Source organism: Lentzea sp. NPDC051208 (assembly GCF_040682435.1).
GTDB classification, from domain to species: Bacteria; Actinomycetota; Actinomycetes; order Mycobacteriales; family Pseudonocardiaceae; genus Lentzea; species Lentzea kristufekii.
Window position 1 is genome coordinate 510,379 of record NZ_JBFBAW010000003.1, and the last position, 15,350, is coordinate 525,728.

The following is a 15,350-nucleotide window of genomic DNA, read 5'->3' on the forward strand; positions in this document are numbered from 1 at the left end:
CCAAGGGGTCTTGGCCACGGCGGCGGTGGTCAGATCAAACCAGAGATCAGACGCCCGCGGAACGGACCGCCTCGGAGATCAGCTCTTCGACCTGGTGCATCATCCGGCGCGCGTCGGTCGGCGTGAACGTGCTCCACGGCGGCTGGCCGTTCGACGCACGACGTTGCTGCAGGTAGCGGCCCTCTTCGGTGTCGAAGAACGCCACCACGCGCTCGGGCCGCCAGCGCTTGCCGTACTTGTCGCGGGCGGCCGCGCCGAAGTTCCCGGTGTGCACGAGCCCGGTGAACATGTTCACCAGCGCCTTCGCGTCGGCCTCGCGCAACCCGACACCGCGGAACGCGGCCTCCATCGACTTCGGCGAGCCGTCGGTCTGCGCGATCGCCTTCTCGATGTCCGCGCTCGGCAGCGTCACCGAGAGACCCGTCCCGGCGGGGTGTGCGGGCAGCACCGACAGCACCGCCGAGGCGAGCCCGGAGCCCGCCCACGGCTGGAACGTCAGCTGGTCGTCCCGCAACGTCGCCAGCGCGCCCCAGTCGCCGTTCGCCACGGCGAGGACGCGCAGGCTGTAGCCGAGCCAGAGGCGACCGTCCGCCTCCCGCTCGGGCTTCACGAACATGCGCAGGAGCCCGTCCAGTTCGGACGAGAGCCCGCGCGAGTTGCCCAGGCGCCGGTGGTCCAACTGCTGGTAGACGCGGTTCTCGAGCTGGATGCGCTCGTCGCGGGTCTTACCAGGCGTGGGAACTTTCAGAATGAGCGGCATGGGGCCGACGTTCATGCGTTCCCACAGCACGTCGAACTCCTCGGCGGAGAGAGTGATCGGTTCTCTCTCCGCCGGAGCGCCGAACAGGCTCACTCTGACAGGCCACCGATGACCGGTGGCGCGACCATGCGCTCGTCGCCGAACACGTCGTCGGTCTCGACCAGGTAGTCGGCTGCCTTGTGCTCGATGTCGTCCTCGCCCTCGCCCCGCTGGCCGGCCGCGCCGCCACCGGCACCGACACCGGCCGCACCGGCCTTGCCCGCACCCGCACCCGCACCGGCGCCCGCGGCACCGCCGCGCAGCGCGTCAGGACCGGAACCCAGACCGGACATGCCACCGGGCATCCCGCCGGGCTTCATCGCGCCCTGCTGGCCAGCCGCGCCGAGCGAGCCGGACATCGGCCCGAACGCCTTGCCGGCTCCGGAACCGAGCTGGCCACCGCGAACGCCGGTGGAACCGCCCTGGCCCTTGGGACCGTTGGCGCCGTTGGGCCCGCCACCGGGACCGCCCTGGCCGGGCCGGGTGAACACCGGGCCACCGGGGACCGGCGTCGGGGTGGGCGTCGGCTGCGGCAGGCTCGTGGGAGGCGGGGTGTACGTGGGGGGCGGCGTCGGCGTCGTCGTCGGAGGCTGCGTCCACGACGTGTGCGTGGTGTCGGTGGGCGGCGGCGTCCAGCCGGTCGAGACCTGGTGCTGCGGGGTCGGCGTCGGCGTGCCGGTCCACGACGGGGTCGTCGTGTTGTGGCCGGTCGGCGCACCGGAGCCGGTCGACGTGTAGCCGGCGCGCGTGCTGCCGGTACCCGTGTCGCCGGGAGGCGGCGTGTCGATCACGACCTGCGGCGGCGTCGGGAAGTCACCGAGCGTCGAGGAGTTCCAGCGGCTGTCCGACTGGTAGTCCTCCATGACCTTGACGGCCTGGGCGGCGGCGTTGTCCGCCGCGGCTTCCTGCCGCTCGTGGTCCTGCTGCTGGCCGATGACGTGCGCCATGCCGAGCGGACCGGTCAGCGCGCCACCGGCGTAGTCGAGGAAGCCGGGCTTCTCGGTCGTGACCGGGACGACCTCGGGCATCTTCTTGCGCGCCTCGGCGATGTACTCGCCCTGCAGACGCGCGGAGCTCTCCATGGTCGTCGCGCCGGTCTCGGCGAAACCGGCCCACTCGGCCAGCGGCGACAGCGCGCCCTGGGCGGCGTCGGCGGCGTCGGACTCCCAGTCAGCGCCCATCTTCGTCAGACCGGCGTGCAGGTCGGCGTCGATCTGGGCGAGCGTCGCGGCGATCTGCTTCCAGCCCTGTTCGACCGGGATGGAGGCGGAGACGCCGGGACCGGAGTTGATCATCTTGTACAGCTCGGGGTGCGCGTACCCCTGGAAGCGGTGGTCAGTCATCGGTCAGTCCCCCTCTCAGCCCTGGTCTCGAAGGTGCTTGCCCCACATGGCGGCGTTGTCGCCTTCGGTCATGCGGTACTGCTCTTCGATCGCCTTGAGCTGATCGATGACGCCGATGAGCTGCTTCTTGTAGGAGCTGAGCGCGGCGAGGGCCTTCTCCGACGTCTGCTCGTTGAACGCCTGCGACGTCTCACTGCTGATCGGGTCGGCGGCCCACGGCCTGGTGGGCAGGTCGTTGACGGCCTGCGTGATCTTGCTGTCGAACTCGGCAAGCGCCTGTTCGAAGGCCTTCCTCGCCTGTGGAATGGCGGACGGGTCCACCTTCAGCTTGCGCTGCCCGAACTCCGGGGGCGATGAGACGCCTCCACCTCCACCATCCGCGAGAAACACGGCACACCCTCCTCAGTACGGCCCTCAGGGAACGGGCCATGTGTGCATTTGGGACGACTTTAGCTCTGATGCATTACGCGAGTGACCGGTTCCCGGTACAAGGCGGGTAGTTCTACTCAACCTTCACTTGGCCGCCAGCGCGGTGGCGACGGCTTCGGCGAGCGCCTTGGCCTGCACGCAGGCGGCTTCCGGGGTGTTGCCCTTCTCGCCGAAGACCCCACCCGCGTCCACCAGCAACAACTGGCCGTCGTGGGCGTCGACGTAGATCTCGCAGACCGGGGCGCCTCCGGGCGCTTCCCGCTGCGTCAGGTACGCGGGATACCCGGCGACCTGGAGAGGGGTGAGCTTCGACTCACCCGTCGTCTGCTTCAACCTGTCCACGCCGCCGTTGAGAAGCGTGTGGATGCTCGAGACGAACTTGACCGAGGCATAGGTCTGATTGCACCGCTTGCTCCCCTCCCCGAAATCGGGAAGCGGGTTACCCGGTTCGACCTTGCTCAAACCCAAAGCGGGCCTCTGTTCGGCAGTGATCAGCGAGCACGGCTCGACGGTCGTCAGATCGACGGCCTTGGGCCTGTTCACGGGGGCGGCCGTACCGGTCGAAGATCCGGTCGCCGGAGCGGAGCCCGTCTGGTCACCCGCGGAGGGCTTGCCCGGCTCGGTCGCTGAACACCCTGCCAGGACCGCTGCCAGCAAGAACGGGATGGCGAGTCGACGCATGACGGCCAACGTATCGGATCACCGGGCACGCAGGGTCGCGAACGCGGTGTCCCGCGTCACCCGTTAGCCGCATTGCCGGTCACCTCAGCGAAAGGAAACCTTCTTTACGATACCCCGAAGCGCCGCCGCCCCGATGCGTCGAGGAGCGACATGCTGCGCAACCGACCACTACCGACCATGGTCGTGGCGGCGGTGGGTCTGGCCTTGCTCGTGCCAGGCACCTCAGCCAACGCGGGCCCCGTGCCCGGCACGGGAACGGCGCTCACCGTGGCCGCCGTCCCCGGACAGACCTCCACCATCCCGGACTGGCGCATGCAGACCAGCACCACCGCGACCCAGGCCGGGAGCGTGATCTCCGGGACCGGCTACTCGGACGCCGGGTGGCTGACCGTGCCCGCGCGGTCGACGGTGATGGCCGGCCTGATCGCGAACGGCAAGTACGGGGACGTCAACCACTCGGAGAACCTGAAGAGGGCGAACCCCGGCGACTTCAAGGTGCCGTGGTGGTACCGCAAGGTCTTCCAGGCCGACCCGCAGCCGGGCGTCAACACGTTCCTCAAGCTCAACGGCGGTGTGATCTCCCGCGGTGAGGTGTGGCTGAACGGCACGAAGGTCGCCGGCACGGACACCGTCGTCGGCGCCTACCCGACGTTCGAGTTCAACGTCACCGGCCTGCTGCGCAAGGGCGGCAACGCGCTCGCGATCAAGGCGTCGCCGTCCGATCCCGCCAAGGACCTGGTGATCCACTTCATCGACTGGGCCCAGCTCCCGCCCGACCGCAACCAGGGCCTGTTCCGCGACGTCGACCTCGTGCAGAGCGGCGCGGTCTCGTTGCGCGGCCTGCACGTCCTGTCCGACCTGCCGTTGCCGGACCTCAACACCGCCGCGGTCACCGTGAAGGTCGACGCGCGCAACAACACCGGCAGCGCGGTCACCACGACCGTCGCCGGCAGCGCCGCGGGCCAGAACTACGGCCAGACCGTGAGCCTGGCCGCGAACGAGACGAAGACCGTCACGTTCACGCTGAACGTCGCCGACCCGCAGATCTGGTGGCCGTACCAGATGGGCGCGCAGCCGCTGTACGACGCGACCGCCACCGCGACCGTGAGCGGCACGAAGTCGGACGAGCAGAAGACGACGTTCGGCATCCGCGAGGTCACCTCGAAGATGATCAGCGGCAACCTCCAGTACCAGATCAACGGCAAGCCGATCCTGATCCGCGGTGGCGGCTGGGCGTCGGATCTCTTCCTGCGCACCAACGTGCAGAAGATCGCCGACGAGATGATGCTGACGAAGTCCATGGGCCTCAACACGATCCGTCTCGAGGGCAAGCCCGAGAACGACGAGATCTACGACCTGGCCGACCGCATGGGCATCCTGCTGATGACCGGCTGGGAGTGCTGCTCGAAGTGGCAGAACACCGGCGGGTTCAGCACGGAGGACAAGAGGGTCGCCGGCGCGTCCGCCGAGGGCGAGGCCAAGCGGATCCGCAACCACCCCAGCGTGTTCACGTTCCTGATCGGCTCGGACGAGGCCCCCGTCGCCGACGTCGAGAAGATCTACCTGGACGCCCTGAAGCGTGCGGACTGGCAGACGCCGATCGTCACCGCGGCCGCGCGCCGCAGCTCTCCGCAGCTCGGTGACTCGGGCATGAAGATGGAGGGTCCGTACTGGTGGGAGCCACCGGTCTACTGGTACGACAACCAGAAGGGCGGCAGCGCGGGCTTCGCGTCCGAGATCGGTCCCGGCCTCGCCATCCCGGAGATGGACGAGCTCAAGAAGTTCCTGAGCCAGGCCGAGATCAGCAAACTGACCGACTACAACGCGACGCAGTACCACCTGTCGCCGTCGGCCAACTTCAGCAAGATCGGCTTCTGGGGCACGGCGCTCGACAACCGCTACGGCAAGCCGTCCAGCGTCGACGACTTCGTCAAGAAGGCGCAGCTGCAGCAGTACGAGACGAACCGCGCGCAGTTCGAGGCGTTCGGCCGCGACTTCTCCGACACCGGCGCGAACCAGGCCCAGGGCCTCATCTACTGGATGCAGAACGACCCGTGGCCCAAGCTCTTCTGGCACCTCTACAACTACAACCTCGCGACCGCGGGGTCGTACTTCGGTGCCAAGACGGCGAACAAGGCGCTGCACGCCCAGTACTCCTACGACGACAAGTCGCTCGCCGTGGTGAACATGGGCCTGGAAGCCAAGCAGGGCATGAACCTGCAGGTGACGGTCTTCAACTCCGACGGCACGCAGAAGGCGAACGAGACGCGTCCGGTTCCGGCCAAGGCCAACGGTTCCGTGCGGGTCGGCACCCTGCCCCAGCCTTCCGGCCTGACGCCCGCGTACTTCGTGCGGCTGCTGCTGAAGGACGCCACGGGCAAGGAGATCGACCGCAACGTCTACTGGCTGTCCACGAAGGCGGACACGCTGAACTACAACGCCGGCGACTGGTGGTACACGCCGCAGGCCCAGTACACGGACCTGAAGTCGTTGAGCTCGTTGAGGGCCGGTCAGGTGTCGGTGACCTCCACGACGACGACGGGCACGAACGGCAGGCAGGCCACGAGCGTGACGGTGAAGAACACCGGTACCTCCGTGGCGTTCTTCATGCGGGCGTCGCTGCGCAAGGGTCAGGGCGGTGCCGAGGTGCTGCCGGTCGACTGGAGCGACAACTACATCACGCTGTTCCCCGGTGAGAGCCAGACGATCCGGGCCGAGTACCGGACGTCCGACCTGGGCGGCGCTCAGCCGGTCGTCCAGCTCTCCGGGCACAACGTGAGCAGGCGCTAACTGTTGTAACGGTTCACGACGACGTCGGGTCGTTCCACGGGACGGCCCGCGTCGAGCGACCACGCCAGCCGCACGTACTGCGCGTGCGTCCAGGCCAGCGGGGTGGCCGAGCCGGTTCCCCGGCCGTTCCACACCTGTTCAGGCAGCATGAGGCCGCTGTTGGCGGTCGCGGCGATCTCCCGCAGCCGCTTGGCGGCGAGGGCCTTGTCGCCGGCGAGCAGTTCGTACTCACCGCGTTCACCGCTGAGCAACGGCCACAACCTGCCGTAGGTGCGCGTCGGCGTCGGCCAGTTGATGCCCCACGGCCTGCCGTCCGCGGTCTCGCCGTAGCCGTCCTGCGTGAAGCGGTGCCAGTAGCCCTGCTCCTTCAACTGCTGGTCCACGACTCGCACGGTGTTGCGGATGACCGGGTCGTCGGCGCGCTTCACCCCGAGCCGCACCAGTTCGAGGAAGCTCGGGTCGACGACGGCGCGCTGGTCGATGTCGGTGGGGTTGTTGTCGCCGAGGTTGTACTTCGTGCCCTGATCCGGCTGCCCGTCCTTGGTCAGGCGCAGGTAGTACGGCTTCGGCGAGTACGGCCCGGTCTTCGTCGCGGTCCAGCCCTCCACCTTCCGCTGCCACTCGTCCGCGGCCTGGAGGTACCTGTCCGCGTTCTCCCCGTTGCGCTGCACCAGGTCCGCGAAGCACACCAGCCCGGCGACGACCGACGCGATGGTGGCGGGCGAGTAGCCGTCCTGGTTCTCCCAGCGCTCCTGCTCGCTGAACGGCGACTTCGGGTAGCTCAGCAGGTAGTCGGCCGAGCGGCGCAAGGAGTCCATTGTGGACTTGTCGGTCCGGCTCAGGTGCCACGCGAGCAGGAGCGGTGCCGCGGTCTGGTCCAGCTGGACCTTGGTCCACACCGGGGTTCCGTCGACGCGCGTGTTCTGCGGCAGGTGGCCGTCCGGCTCCTGCTGTTCGCGCAGCATGAAGTCCAGCGACCGTTCGGCGAACCCGCGATCACCGGCGGCGATCATGGCCGTGGACACGTGGTAGAGGTCGCGCGGCCAGACCAGCGCGTAGGGGCCGAGTTCCGGCGCCAGTTCCCGGTCGAACCCGAAGGCCCACGGGAAGCTCGGCGAGGCGATCGACGCGCCGGGGTGGGTCTTGTCCTCGGTCGCCGCCAGCACCATCACCGACATGTCGTAGAGCCGCCGGTCCGCGGACCTCGGGCGCAACAGCGCGTCGAGGTAGGTGTGCCAGCCGCGTGCGTACTCTTTCGCGCTGGCGCGGAATCCCCGGTCCAGCGCCGCCTGGGCGACGCCCTGGCCAAACCCGACCGCGAACGTCCCGCGGGCGCGGCGCACCGGCTCGGCGGGCAAGGTGGTCCTGACCTCGCCGGCGCCCTTCATCGGCACGTGCTCGACCGAGAGCCGGACCGGGCGCTGGGCCGTGACCGACACGTCCGCGAGCACGGCCGCCCGCTGCGGATCGGTCACGTAGGTGATCTCGGCCCGCCAGCCGTCACCTCGCAGGTGCTGGCGGAAGGTCAGCGACCTGTCGTCAGCGGGCTCGGTGTAGGCCTGACCGGGCTTTCCGTCGACCAGCAGCCGCGTCTCGCGAGTCGCGGGCGTGCTGAGGTCGGGGTAGAAGATCTCGGACAGCCCTTGGTGGCCGAGGGTGAACCACACCGGGCTGGCGGCGGACCGGGCAGTGCCGAGCGCCTGCTTGTCCGCGGGCAGGGGAACCACTTCGGCCGCACGGGCGACCGGGGCCGACATGATCAGCAGGAGTACGACCAGGGCCAATGGCTTCATGCCCTGGGGTGTTCCCCGGGCTAGAGATCACCACGCAACAGGCTGTCGATGTTCTCCGGCGGTCCCGGCCGTGCGAAGAACCAGCCCTGGCCCGTGTCACATCCCAGGCGCAGCAACCGGGCGGCCTGCGCGGGCGTCTCCACACCCTCCGCCGTGACGCCCAGCGAGAGTGCGTGCGCGAGCTGGACCAGCGTCGCGACGATCTGCGCGTCGACCGGGTCCTCCTCGTTCTCGGCCCGCAGCCCCTCCATGAACGAACCGGCGATCTTCAGCTCGTGCACGGGCAGGTGCTTGAGGTACGCCAGGTTCGAGTAACCGGTGCCGAAGTCGTCGATCGCGATGCGCACACCCATGTCGCACAACGCCCGCAGCGCCTCCAGCGGCTCGTCGGCGGTGCCCATGATCGCCGACTCGGTGAGCTCCAGCTGCAGGTGGTGCGGCGGCAGCGCGCACTCGTCCAGGATCTGCTTGACGTCGCGCACCAGCTCGGGGTCGCGGGACTGCCGCACGGCCAGGTTCACCGACACGAACGGCGCCGCGTCGCCGAACTCCTCCAGCCAGCGCCGCGCCTCCTCGCAGGCCTTGCGCAGCACCCACCGTCCTAAGGGGACGATCAGGCCGGTCTCCTCGGCCAGTTCGATGAACCGGTCCGGCGCGAGCCGCCCGAACTCCGGGTGCTGCCAGCGCACCAGGGCCTCGACGCCGGTGACCTTCGAGTCCTCCAGGCGCACCAGCGGCTGGTACTCGACGTAGAACTCGCCGCGTTCCAACGCACGCGGCATCGTCGCGGACAGCGTGAACCGGGCGACCTCGCGGGCGTTGCGCTCCGGGTCGTACAACGCCCAGCGCGCCTTGCCGTCCGCCTTGGCCCAGTACAGCGTGATGTCCGCGTCGCGCATCAGGTCCGCGGACGTGGTGCCGGACAGCTGCCGTTCGACGATGCCGATCGACGCCGACACGGACAGCTCGTGGCCCGCGATGCGGATCGGTGCCTCCAGCTCGGTCAGCACCCGGTCCGCGACGTCCACGATGTCCTGCTCGCCGGACGAGCCCTCGACCAGGATCACGAACTCGTCGCCGCCCATGCGCGCGACCAGCTTGCCCTCGCCGGACACCGAGTGGTCGAGCCGGCGGCCGACCTCGACCAGCAACTGGTCCCCCGTGTCGTGGCCCAGCGAGTCGTTGATGACCTTGAAACCGTCCAGGTCCAGGTAGCAGAGACCGGCCCGCACGTGCTTGGCCCGGTTGTTGAACACGCGCCCGAGGCGTTCGAGGAACAGCGCGCGGTTCGGCAGCCCGGTGAGCGGATCGTGCAACGCCTGGTAACGCAGCCGGTTCTGCAGCAGGTGCCGGTCGGTGACGTCCTCGATCATCGCGACCTGGTACTGCGGCTCGCCGTGGTCGTCGCGGACCAGCGACAACGTCAGGTGCGTCCACACCTGCTCGCCGTCGGCCCGGTGGAACCGCTTCTCGGCCCGGTAGTGGTCGCACTCGCCCGCGATGAGCTGGTCGTAGAGCCGCCACACGCTGCCCGCGTCCTCGGGGTGCATGAGGTCGCGCACGTTGTACTGGCGCATCTCCTCGACGCTGAACCCGAGCATGTCCTGCAGGGCCTGGTTGACGTCCAGGATCCGGCCGTCGATGGCCGCGATGCCGATGCCGATCGCGGCCTCGGTGAACATGGCGCGGAACCGGGCCTCCGAGGCCCGCAGCATCGACTCGGCCTGGTCGCGGGCGTCCAGCACGGCCGCCCTGATGGCCTCCTGCTCGGCGAGCGTGCGTTCCCGCAGCGCGCGGGCGTACCCGGCGGCCAGCGCGCCCTGCAGGGCGGTCAGGCGGGACGTCAGCCGGGCGTCGCCGGGGAAGCCGAGCTCGACCAGCAGGTCGTCGCCGAGCAGCTGGACGGTGCGGCCGAGCGTGTCGGTGCCGGTGAAGTGCGCGTCGACCAGCCGCGAGCCGATCTCGTGGCCGGGTGCCGGGCGGAACGGGTTCGCGAACAGCGCCTCGACCAGCAGCTCGGTGAGGTCCTGGAGGTGCTGGGCGACCTCCGCCCTGGTCATCGGCACGTAACTCGACCCGATCACGGCCGAGGCCCAGCTGCGCGCGAACGCCTCGGCACCGGCCAGTACGGCCGGACTCAAAGGAGAGCGATCCTCACGCACCCGCTGGTCAACCCGATCGGTCATCTTCTCGGCCCTAACGCCACGAACGCGCAGCATACGGCCGGTCGCCCTCCGGAGTCATCTCTAAGCCTTCCGGCCCAACGCGGCGAACCCGGGAAACCCCTCCCCGGACTCCTCCACGTCGGCCGGGGACTCGGGATGCCAGGCGGGGACTCGTACGACACCGGGCTCGACCAGCGCGAACCCGTCGAAGAGGCGGCTGATCTCGGCCGAGTCGCGGAACGTCATCCGCGTGACGCCGCGGTCGTAGATCTCGCGGGCCTGCCGGTAGGCCTCCGTCTCCTCGTCCGCCTGGTAACCGGCGTGCGAGACAGCGAGGAAACTGCCGGGCGACAGGCGGTCGCGATACCCGCCGACGACGCCCCACGGGTCTTCTTCGTCCGCCACGAAGTGCAGCAGCGCGATCATCAGCACGGCGACCGGCTCGTCGAAGTCGAGCTGCTTGGCCACCTCGTCCGAGGCCAGCACGCCCGCCCAGTCGCGGACGTCGGCGTGCAGCACGCTCACGTGGTCGTTGTCGGCCAGCAACGACCGGCTGTGCGCGACGGCGACCGGGTCGACGTCCACGTAGACGACCCTGGCCCCGGGATCGGCGGCCTGCGCGATCTCGTGCACGTTGCCGACGGTCGGGATGCCGGAGCCGAGGTCGAGGAACTGCCGGACGCCGCGGCCCAGCAGGTAGCGGACGGCCCTGCGCAGGAACGCGCGGTGGTTGAGCACCACCCCGCGTAACTCGGGCATGGTCTCCAGCGTCTTCTGGGCGACGGCCCTGTCCGCGGCGAAGTTGTGCGCGCCGCCGAGCCAGTAGTCGTACACCCGCGCGACACTGGGCCGCTCCAGGTCGATGTCCGCAGGCGCCCAGTTCGGCCGCTCCACTCGCTCACCCCACTCGCGTTCGGACCGTTCGAGCCCATCATGCCCTCGGCGCTTGGCAGAATGCCGACCTCGTGAGGAAAAGTTTGCTGCTGTCGACCATTCTCGCGTCCATCGGCGTGTTCGTGCTGGTCGGCGGCGCGTTGCTGCTCGTCGACCCCGGCGCGCCCAAGCACGAGGCGATCAAGACCGGCGGTCTCGCGGGCGGCGCGATCATCGCCCTCTACGCGTTGTGGCTGAACGACCGGCGCCGCAAGGTCGAGGAGGCACGCCAGGAGATCGAGAGCCAGCGCATCGACCACGACCGGTCCCGCGTGGCCGACGAACGGTTCGCGCGCGCCGTCGAGCTGCTGGGCCACGAGACCGCACAGGTGCGGGTGGGCGCGATGCACGCGCTCGCCGGCCTCGCGAAGTCGAGGACGGAGTACACGCAGACCGTGCTCGACATCCTCTGCGCCTACCTGCGCCAGCCGTACCGGAAGACGAAGAACGATCCCGAGGAGATCGAGCTGGAGGTCCGGCTCACCTCGCAGCGGCTGATCGAGGACCTGCTGCCGCGCCTGGAGGAGAAAAACCCGCCGATCTACGACCTCAACCTCACCAAGGCCCACCTCGAGTACATGGACCTGTCGTACCGGCAGGTCGGCGACCTGATCATGCGGGTCGCGCACCTCAACGAGTCCAACGCCTTCCACCACATGGTGGTCCACGGCGACGTCTACCTCACCGACGCCGAGGTGACCGGCCGGTTGTACATGCACCACAACGACTTCCGCCGCAAGGCGTGGTTCAGCAGGGTCAAGGCGCGCGGGCTCGCGGTCTTCACGGAGACGAAGTTCGGCGGGGAGACCAAGTTCGCGGACTCGGAGTGGACCGACGTGAAGGCGGACGGCTGTGCGTTCGCCCTGGAAGCCGATCTTCCCGACGCGTGGAGGAACTGACGAGATTCGCAACCCTTGATTGGGGCAGGCCTGGACATCATCGACCTACCCCAATCAAGGTCAACAACGTTGACTCAATTCAAGGTTCACATGATTCAACAGGCGCGTTCAACTGACTGCAACCGAACTGACATCATTTTGTCATTCATGAAATCCCCCACATACGAGACGTCATCCTTGTATTTGCGACAATCGCCCGCAGTGAGCGCTTCAGTGTACAACCTCGAATGCCAGCACTCGTTGTACACACGGAAGGATGACGTCACGGCATCCCACTCCGACGGCAAGGAGTCAATACGCATTCCGTCTTGATCGCAGCTCCTATAAGGAGCCGGGATCTCTAGCGTCAGCGAGTCGCCACTGAAGTTCGCATCCTTGAAGAGCTTGATCGAGCTCCACCACTGGCTCGTAACATCGCCACACGAGTAGCTTTTGAGCACCAGCACCACTGCCCCACCTACGGAACGCCCATCCGCAGGTTCATACTTGGCAACACATTCAACAGGTGCAGCCGACTGAGCCACAGTAGGCTGCGCTAACGCATTGACTGAACCGTCAACAATGAGCAGCGTCACTGCGGCGACCACAGCACCGAATCGGCCAACAGACTTGCTGAACATAGATCCCCCAAGATCTATAAGTTGAGCACTGCAATTTCTTCCCCGCCAAACACCGTAGCAAAGAAACAAACCCTCAATCCAAGCCGACAAAAACTGTGACCTACGTCATAGTTCCGTTAAATGTTGACCTTGCCGTACGAGACAGGAGCGACCATCTAGCGGTATGAAGCGACAAAACGCCCCAGGAGCAATGCGCTGGCTTACGGCCACAATCGCCGCAATCATCCTGTCAGCAGCCTCTGGCATTGGGCTCTACCTCTGGGATCCAAGTGCTTCGAAGATCGAGATTGTGAAGACCGCGGGGGTCGCGGGCGGCGCGGTGGTCGCGCTGTACGCGTTGTGGCTCAACGACAAGCGGCGCCGCACCGAGGAGGCGCGGCACTCGCTGGAAAGCGAGAAGGTCGCCGACGAGAGGTTCGCCCGCTCGGTCGAACTGCTGGGCAACGAGGCCGACCAGGTGCGGGTGGGCGCCATGCACGCCCTGGCGTGGCTGGCGAAGTCCACCCCGCGCTATCGGCAGACGGTGCTCGACGTCCTCTGCGCGTACCTCCGGCGTCCCTTCACGCATCCCGCGCACGAGGCCAAGCCGGAAGACCCCGACAAGGCCTTCCTCGACGTCGACCACGACATCAGGCTGGAGCACCAGGTCCGGCTCACCGCACAGCGGCTGATCAAGGACACGCTGTCGTGGGGCGACCGGGAGCACGACCACCTCGACCTGGACCTGACCGGGGCGGTCCTGGAGTACTTCTCGCTGGACGGCAGGCACGTCAACCGGTTCGTCGCCCGGCGCGCGCGGTTCTACGGGATCACGAACCTCCGCAACGTCCACGTGCAGAGCGTCGCGTTGTTCTCCGGCGGTGCGTTCCACGGCAGGCTGCAGCTGGAGAACGGCAACTTCGAAGGCGGGATCTCCTTCCAGGAGACGACTTTCGCCCAGGTGGTCAACCTGGGCAACCCGAAGATGGGCTTCGCCAGGGTGGGCAGGTTCTTCCACCCGTCACCGACGCCACCCGCCGAGCAGGACGGCGAGATGAAGGTGCTGGAGGGGACCGAGTTCCGCGAGCCCGCGACGGGGTGGCACCTAACCGGCAGCACGAAGGCGGCCGGACCTGGCCTCCAGAACCATGTCCAGCAGGACGCTCGCCGAGGCGCCGACGGTGTTCGCGGTGACGACGACCGTCTCGGCAACGGGAACGTCCCCGCGAAGCCCGACGAAGCACGCGCGGTCCGTCTTGACAGCGAAGGACTGCGGGACTAACGCGACACCCAGCCCGAACGTGACGAAGTCGAGCAGTGAGTGCACGTCGTTGACCTCGACGGCGACGTGCCGCTCGACCCCGGCGGCCGCGAGGGTGCGGTCGACCTCGTCACGCGTGCCCCAGTCGGCGTTGAAGTCGACGAACGACCGACCGGCCAGCTCGGCGAGCTCGACGGAGTCCCTGGTGGCGAAGGGGCTGTCCGGCGCGCAGGCGAGCACGAGCGGTTCACTGGACAGGGTGGACACCCGCAGGTCGTCCGCCATCCTGTGCTGACGGGTGACGAACGCGAGGTCGAGCCTGCCGGCGCGCACCTCCTCGACCAGTTCGGCGTTGCCGGACTGGCGCATCCTGATCTCCACGCCGGGGTGCAGCTCGTGGAACCGGGCCAGCACCGCGGGCAGGTGCACCACGTGCAGGCACTGCAGGCTGCCGACGGACAACGTGCCGCGCAGCAGCCCCTGGACGGCGGCGACCGCGTCCTTGGCGGCGGAGACGCTGCTCAACGCCCGGCGCGCCTCGGGCAGCAGCGCCCGTCCGGCCTGGGTCAGCTCGACCTGGCGGGTGGTGCGCAGGAACAACGGCGCGCCCAGCTCGACCTCCAGCGCGCGGATCGACGCCGAAAGACCGGACTGAGCCATGTGCAGCCGGTGTGCGGCCCGCGTGAAGTGGCACTCTTCGGCGACCGCGAGAAAATGTTCGAGCTGTCTGAGTTCCACGATTCATCACCCGCAGTGCTCAATGAGATCAGTTCTCTGCGTTGGACAGCTTAATCGCCAGGGTCCAGAGTGGAGTGCATGCAGAAGCGTCGTATCGGAGAAGTGGAAGTCAGCGCCATCGGCCTGGGCGGCATGCCCGTCTCCGTGCAGGGGAGGCCGGACCGCGCGCAGGCGATCGAGACCATCCACGCCGCACTGGACTCGGGCGTGACGTTCATCGACACCGCTGACGCCTACTCGCTCGACGACACCGACTTCGGGCACAACGAGTCGCTCATCGCCGAAGCGCTGCGCGGCCGTTCCGAAGAGGTGTTCGTCGCGACCAAGGGCGGGCACACGCGCGTGCCGGGCGGTGGCTGGGCGCTCGACGGACGGCCGGAGTACCTGCGCAAGGCCGTCGACGGGTCGTTGCAGCGGCTCGGCGTGGACCAGATCTTCCTCTACCAGTTCCACCGGCCGGACCCGAAGACGCCGATCGCCGACTCGGTCGGGACGTTGAAGGAGCTGCTGGACAACGGCAAGATCCGCTACGCCGGTGTCTCGAACTTCAACCCGGACGAGATCGTGCTCGCCAACGACATCCTCGGCGGACGGCTCGCGGCCGTGCAGAACCAGTTCTCGCCGGTGTTCCGGTCGAGCGAACCCGAGCTGGAGCTGTGCGCGAAGCTCGGCATCGCGTTCCTGCCGTGGAGCCCGTTCGGCGGGATCGGCAAGGCCGGCGAGCTGAGCGGTCCGTTCAAGGAGGTCGGTGACGCCCACGGCGTGAGCGCTCACCAGGTCTGCCTCGCGTGGATGCTCGCGAAGTCCGAAGTGGTAGTCCCCATTCCGGGTGCTTCCCGACCGGCGAGCATCCGGGATTCGGCCTCGGCCACCCACCTGGAGTTGTCCGCCGAGGAGCTGTCCCGCCTGGACGGGTGACC

Annotated in this window: 12 protein-coding genes and 1 pseudogene; 4 read left to right on the forward strand and 9 right to left on the reverse strand. The window is 68.2% G+C overall.

From position 1 onward, the window contains the following. Nucleotides 1-46 precede the first annotated feature (46 nt). The 4 genes from AB0M48_RS09935 to AB0M48_RS09950 all read right to left on the reverse strand — a co-directional run bounded on the left by AB0M48_RS09935 (nucleotide 47) and on the right by AB0M48_RS09950 (nucleotide 3,252). Nucleotides 47-853, reverse strand: a complete 807-nt coding sequence (locus tag AB0M48_RS09935; RefSeq protein WP_363838108.1) for an ESX secretion-associated protein EspG — start codon at nucleotides 851-853, stop codon at nucleotides 47-49. Continuing rightward, nucleotides 850-2,142, reverse strand: a complete 1,293-nt coding sequence (locus AB0M48_RS09940; RefSeq protein WP_363838112.1) for a hypothetical protein — start codon at nucleotides 2,140-2,142, stop codon at nucleotides 850-852. The genes AB0M48_RS09935 and AB0M48_RS09940 overlap by 4 nt, the downstream gene beginning before the upstream one ends. Before the next feature lie 15 nt (nucleotides 2,143-2,157). Beyond that, complete coding sequence (locus AB0M48_RS09945; RefSeq protein WP_363838115.1) at nucleotides 2,158-2,532, reverse strand: transcriptional regulator; 375 nt, start codon at nucleotides 2,530-2,532, stop codon at nucleotides 2,158-2,160. 123 nt (nucleotides 2,533-2,655) lie between these two features. Further along, a complete protein-coding gene (locus tag AB0M48_RS09950) occupies nucleotides 2,656-3,252 on the reverse strand; it encodes a DUF3558 domain-containing protein (RefSeq protein ID WP_363838118.1) in 597 nt (198 codons plus the stop codon). A gap of 150 nt (nucleotides 3,253-3,402) precedes the next feature. On the opposite strand from AB0M48_RS09950, the gene AB0M48_RS09955 reads away from it, so the two are divergent. Continuing rightward, nucleotides 3,403-6,042, forward strand: a complete 2,640-nt coding sequence (locus AB0M48_RS09955; RefSeq protein WP_363838121.1) for a glycoside hydrolase family 2 TIM barrel-domain containing protein — start codon at nucleotides 3,403-3,405, stop codon at nucleotides 6,040-6,042. Here the strand turns inward: AB0M48_RS09955 and AB0M48_RS09960 are convergent. Genes AB0M48_RS09960 through AB0M48_RS09970 form a run of 3 tightly spaced genes read right to left on the reverse strand, consistent with a single transcriptional unit; the run spans nucleotide 6,039 to nucleotide 10,894 of the window. Beyond that, a complete protein-coding gene (locus AB0M48_RS09960) occupies nucleotides 6,039-7,835 on the reverse strand; it encodes a glycoside hydrolase family 15 protein (protein WP_363838124.1) in 1,797 nt (598 codons plus the stop codon). The two genes, AB0M48_RS09955 and AB0M48_RS09960, sit on opposite strands and share 4 nt — an antisense overlap. 20 nt (nucleotides 7,836-7,855) lie before the next feature. Continuing rightward, on the reverse strand, nucleotides 7,856-10,021 hold the full coding sequence (locus AB0M48_RS09965; protein WP_363838127.1) for an EAL domain-containing protein: 2,166 nt from the start codon (nucleotides 10,019-10,021) through the stop codon (nucleotides 7,856-7,858). 60 nt (nucleotides 10,022-10,081) lie between these two features. After that, complete coding sequence (locus tag AB0M48_RS09970; protein WP_363838129.1) at nucleotides 10,082-10,894, reverse strand: SAM-dependent methyltransferase; 813 nt, start codon at nucleotides 10,892-10,894, stop codon at nucleotides 10,082-10,084. A gap of 71 nt (nucleotides 10,895-10,965) precedes the next feature. On the opposite strand from AB0M48_RS09970, the gene AB0M48_RS09975 reads away from it, so the two are divergent. Next, nucleotides 10,966-11,832: a pentapeptide repeat-containing protein gene (locus AB0M48_RS09975; protein ID WP_363838131.1), complete on the forward strand. Its 867-nt coding sequence runs from the start codon at nucleotides 10,966-10,968 to the stop codon at nucleotides 11,830-11,832. Nucleotides 11,833-11,927: 95 nt separating this feature from the next. On the opposite strand, the gene AB0M48_RS09980 is transcribed toward AB0M48_RS09975, so the two are convergent. Continuing rightward, entirely contained in the window at nucleotides 11,928-12,452 is a 525-nt protein-coding gene (locus tag AB0M48_RS09980) for a hypothetical protein (RefSeq protein WP_363838134.1), read from the reverse strand. Nucleotides 12,453-12,741: 289 nt separating this feature from the next. On the opposite strand from AB0M48_RS09980, the gene AB0M48_RS09985 reads away from it, so the two are divergent. Continuing rightward, nucleotides 12,742-13,713, forward strand: coding sequence for a hypothetical protein (locus tag AB0M48_RS09985; RefSeq protein WP_363838137.1), 972 nt, complete (start codon nucleotides 12,742-12,744; stop codon nucleotides 13,711-13,713). Here the strand turns inward: AB0M48_RS09985 and AB0M48_RS09990 are convergent. After that, a pseudogene (locus tag AB0M48_RS09990) lies at nucleotides 13,630-14,430 on the reverse strand (LysR family transcriptional regulator); the annotation flags it as partial. The gene AB0M48_RS09985 and the pseudogene AB0M48_RS09990 overlap by 84 nt on opposite strands. A 78-nt stretch (nucleotides 14,431-14,508) precedes the next feature. On the opposite strand from AB0M48_RS09990, the gene AB0M48_RS09995 reads away from it, so the two are divergent. Beyond that, nucleotides 14,509-15,348: an aldo/keto reductase gene (locus AB0M48_RS09995; RefSeq protein ID WP_363838141.1), complete on the forward strand. Its 840-nt coding sequence runs from the start codon at nucleotides 14,509-14,511 to the stop codon at nucleotides 15,346-15,348. The last annotated feature ends 2 nt before the right edge of the window (nucleotides 15,349-15,350 follow it).